The organism is Desulfurella sp., assembly GCF_023256235.1.
GTDB lineage: Bacteria > Campylobacterota_A > Desulfurellia > Desulfurellales > Desulfurellaceae > Desulfurella.
In genome coordinates, this window is record NZ_JAGDWY010000065.1 from 1 (window position 1) to 4,235 (window position 4,235).

Below are 4,235 nucleotides of genomic sequence, written 5' to 3' on the forward strand. Positions count from 1 at the left end.
TTCGCTTACGCTTCAGGATGACTGACTTCGCTTACGCTCAGGATGACAAAAAATTGCGTTTCAGGATGGCAAAAAACGCTTCAGGATGACAAAAAACACTTTACATTGACAAAAAAACATTTACAATGACAAAAAAAGGACGCATCAGCATGACAGGATGTAATTATGGAAAAAATCACTAAAACAAAACTTGATCAATTTTTTTATCTTTTGCTTGCTGTATCAACATTTATTTTAACACATGCCTATAATGGCATAAGGCATGATGGCATACTTTATATGGGTCAAGCACTTTTAGAGCTTCACTCAAATCTTAAGCTTGATCCTTTTTTTGTTTTTGGCTCTCAAAACAACTACACTATTTTTTCGCCTTTTTATGCATTTTTTATTAAACTTTTTGGGTTGAATTTTGCAAGCATTTTTTTGCTATTGATCGCACAAAGTGCTTTTTTTACAAGCGTATTTTTGCTTATTAAAAAGTTTACAAATTTTGATTTTGCATTTTTTGGCATAATTGTTTTATCTATAGCAAACCCATTTTACGGTGGCTATGGGATTTTTTCTTATGGGGAGCCCTTTCTTACAGCACGTTCATTTGCTGAACCTTTAAGTCTTTTTGCTTTGTATTTTGGTTTGGACAATAAGTGGTTTTTAGCATTTGGTTTAGGTTTTTTGGCTGGATTAATACATCCTTTGGTGGCATTGCCTGCAGTGTTTATTTTATGGTTTTTGTTTAGCAAGCAATACAAATCTGGCTACATTGCTTTGGTTTTAGGCATAATTTTTATTGTAATAGGCGCATATTTAGGCATTCACCCTTTTAACAAGCTTTTTCTGACATACGATAATGCATGGTGGCATTTGGTAAACATCCACAACCCTTTTTGTATTTTAAGCAAGTGGAGAAACGGCAACTGGTTTTGCCTTATTGTTAATTTTTTTATAGCTGTAGCAGGCATATTTTATGTAGAAAACAAAAAGTTAAAAGATTTATTTAAAAGCATAGTTGTTGCCTGTGTTGTTTTTTTTAGTTTAGCACAAATTGGCGATATGACAAGAAATGTCCTTGCTGTAAGTCTGCAATTGTGGCGAATAAGCTGGGTTTTGCAATTAATAGACATGGCATTTTTGCCTTATTTGACTTATAAAATGTGGACAAAAAATTATGTTGGCAAAATTTTGACAATTATTTTTATAAGTATATTACTAAATCAAATAGAAAATGATTACACTACATTTTTTGAAGCTTTTTTGCTTGCCATAACTATCTTAATCTTTTATAAAACAAATTTGAATTTTGATGAAAATATTAAAAGATTATTTGAAAGAAAAAATTTTACCTGGCTTTTTACTTTGACAATTTTAGTTTTATGTGAGAGATTTATATGGCTTTATGAGATTAGTTTTTACCCTATAGATTTTCAATTTAATTTGCTTGTAATGGAAAGATGTGCTTATTTTACTTTGGCAATGGTTTTGTTTTACGCTTTTGCAAAAGGTATAAGGATTGACGAAAAACTCCTTTATATAGTAAGCGCAAGCTCTATTGTAGCTTTAGCTGTGAGTTTTTTTGGTATTGATTTTAGTAGTTTCAATTATTTTTTAGGTTTTAACGCTAATCCATACATGCTGAATAGAGCTTTTGTACTGTTTATTATAGGAATATTGTTTATTTTAATTTTAAGATTAAAGGCTTTAGGTTATGTTTTGATTTTTAGTTTGTTTGTTTTATCTATTTTGCTTTGGGACCAAAGGGGGAAGTGGGATTTGTACATTGAAACTCACACTACAAATAATCCGTTTTACAAATACATTCCAGAGGATTCTTCTGTATATTTTAACGGGCAATTAAAATATGTGTGGATTTTGTTTGATAGGCCGTGTTTTTATTCAAGACAGCAGTGTTCTGGTGATTTATTCAATAGAAAAAGCGCGTTTTTAATTGAAAAACGCTTAAATCTGGTAAAAAACAATAAAAAAGATATTTTAAACCTTTGTTTTGCTGATAAAAATTTAGGTTTTATTGTAAGTCAAACAAAACTGATTTATAAGCCTGTAGCTATCTGGCATACAGGAATAAAAGACGGGTTTGATAATCTATATTTGTATGATTGTAAAACACTTAGAAATTGAGTTTATTAAGTATCTTATAACAAGCGGTGTAAGTCTTGCTGTTGATATGGCAATATATCTAGTGCTTGGCAAATTAATGCATAATTATTTGATTTCTGCTTCTATTGGCTACATTGCCGGGCTTTTTGTAAACTACATATTATCTATAAAATGGGTATTTAGCTATAGAAAGATAAAAAAATACCACATAGAATTTGGAATTTTTGCAATTATTGGCTTTGGCGGACTTTTAGTAAATGAAGCGGTAATTTATGCAGGCCTTTTTTGGCTTATTATTGGGCCTTTCTGGGCTAAAATGATAGCTGCAGTTTTTTCTTTTGTTTTTAATTTTGGTGCAAGAAAATTGTTGCTTTATACAAAATGGAAAAAATATGACAGAATTATTTGATGTAGTTATAATTGGAGCAGGACCTGCTGGTATAACATGCGCATTAGAGCTTGCAAGAAATAATAAAAAAGTGCTTATTTTAGAGCAAGACTCTCAGGTAGGCGGCATATCAAAAACAATTAATTACAAGCAAAACCGCATTGACATAGGCGGTCACAGGTTTTTTTCAAAATCAGAGTGGGTAAAAAGATGGTGGATGGAACTTTTAGAGCCATGTACACTTGAAGAAGCTTATATAAAAGATAAATGTATGCTAAAGCGGGATAGATTGTCTCGAATTTACTTTGAGAAAAAATTTTATGATTACCCGCTGAAACTAAATTTCAATACGGCACTTAATATTGGATTTTTTAGGGGAATTAGCTTTTTAAAAGACTACATTAAAGCGCGAATTGATCCTATAAAGCCAGAGAAAAATTTAGAGGATTTTTTTATCAATAGGTTTGGCGTTGGGTTGTATGAAACCTTTTTTAGAGACTATACTCAAAAAGTTTGGGGTGTATCTTGCAAAAATATCAGTAAAGAATGGGGTGCACAGAGGATAAAAAGTCTCGATATATCAAAAGCAATACTTCATGCGTTTAAGTCTTTATTTTTAAAAAATTCAGCATCTGCTACTACTTTGATAGAAGAGTTTGATTATCCAAAACTTGGACCAGGTCAGTTGTGGGAAACGGCTATTCAAAAAGCCATAGATAGCGGTGCAAAACTCAAGTTAAACACAAAGGCGCTTTATTTTGAAAAAATTGGAGACAGGATAGATTCTTTAACTTTTTTAGATACAACTACCTCAGAGGTGGATGCGGTTAAATCGGATTATTTTGTTTCAACAATGCCTATAAAAGATTTAGCTTTAGGAATAAGACCAGAAATTGAAGAAGATGTGTTTAATATAGCTACAAATTTGCAGTACAGAGACTTTATAAGCATAGGATTGCTTTATGAAAAATTAGCCATACAAAGCAAAAACTACCGCAAAGAAGCAGGTGCTTGCAGGATACCAGACAATTGGATTTATGTCCAGGAACCAAATGTCAAAATGGGTAGAATTCAGCTTTTTAATAATTGGAGTCCTTTTATGATAGCAGATATTAATACAGTTTGGCTTGGACTTGAGTATTTTTGCAATGAAGGCGATAAATTGTGGCAGGCAAGCAATAAGGAGCTTATTGAGCTTGGTTTAGGCGAGCTTGAAAAAATCGGCATTGCCAAAAAATTTGATTTCATAGATGGTACAGTTATAAGGCAAAAGAAAGCTTATCCAGCATATTTTGGAACTTACGAAAAATTTGATTTGGTAAAAAACTACTTTAACAAATTTGAAAATCTTTTTTTAATCGGCAGAAACGGTATGCACCGCTACAATAACCAGGACCACTCAATGCTAACAGCAAAAGAAGCGGTTAATTGCATTTTAAGTGGCAAATTAGACAAAAGCGCTATATGGGATATAAATGTAGATGATGATTATCACGAGGAAAATTAAATTTACTTTGTACAGTGTTTTAATTGTTTTAAAGCGTTTTGTGATCTATTGGATTAATAAAGGTGGTTTTTTTCAAATAACAAATTTTAAACTACCTTGAATCTCATAAGTAGATCCTTCACATGCGTTCAGGATGACTGACTTCGCTTACGCTTCAGGATGACGGGAATTGACTCTTCAGAATGACTGGCTTTGCTGGCGCTTCAGGATAACGACAACTTATATTTT

Annotated in this window: 3 protein-coding genes; all 3 read left to right on the forward strand. The window is 32.0% G+C overall.

The window, feature by feature from the left end:
• Positions 1-165 precede the first annotated feature (165 nt).
• The 3 genes from Q0C22_RS06710 to Q0C22_RS06720 are packed head-to-tail and all read left to right on the forward strand — an operon-like array spanning position 166 to position 4,007.
• Complete coding sequence (locus Q0C22_RS06710) at positions 166-2,133, forward strand: hypothetical protein (protein ID WP_291493045.1); 1,968 nt, start codon at positions 166-168, stop codon at positions 2,131-2,133.
• Positions 2,108-2,521 carry a GtrA family protein gene (locus tag Q0C22_RS06715; RefSeq protein ID WP_291493047.1) on the forward strand — a complete coding sequence of 138 codons (414 nt, stop codon included), beginning with the start codon at positions 2,108-2,110 and terminating at the stop codon, positions 2,519-2,521. Before Q0C22_RS06710 ends, Q0C22_RS06715 begins: the two co-directional genes overlap by 26 nt.
• Positions 2,505-4,007, forward strand: a complete 1,503-nt coding sequence (locus Q0C22_RS06720; RefSeq protein WP_291493049.1) for an NAD(P)/FAD-dependent oxidoreductase — start codon at positions 2,505-2,507, stop codon at positions 4,005-4,007. The genes Q0C22_RS06715 and Q0C22_RS06720 overlap by 17 nt, the downstream gene beginning before the upstream one ends.
• Positions 4,008-4,235 lie beyond the last annotated feature (228 nt).

Bases quoted from the DNA above. Each gene is read 5' to 3' on its own strand.
- Q0C22_RS06710 (WP_291493045.1), top strand. From the start codon at position 166: ATGGAAAAAATCACTAAAACAAAACTTGATCAATTTTTTTATCTTTTG.
- Q0C22_RS06720 (WP_291493049.1), top strand. From the start codon at position 2,505: ATGACAGAATTATTTGATGTAGTTATAATTGGAGCAGGACCTGCTGGT.
- Q0C22_RS06715 (WP_291493047.1), top strand. From the start codon at position 2,108: ATGATTGTAAAACACTTAGAAATTGAGTTTATTAAGTATCTTATAACA.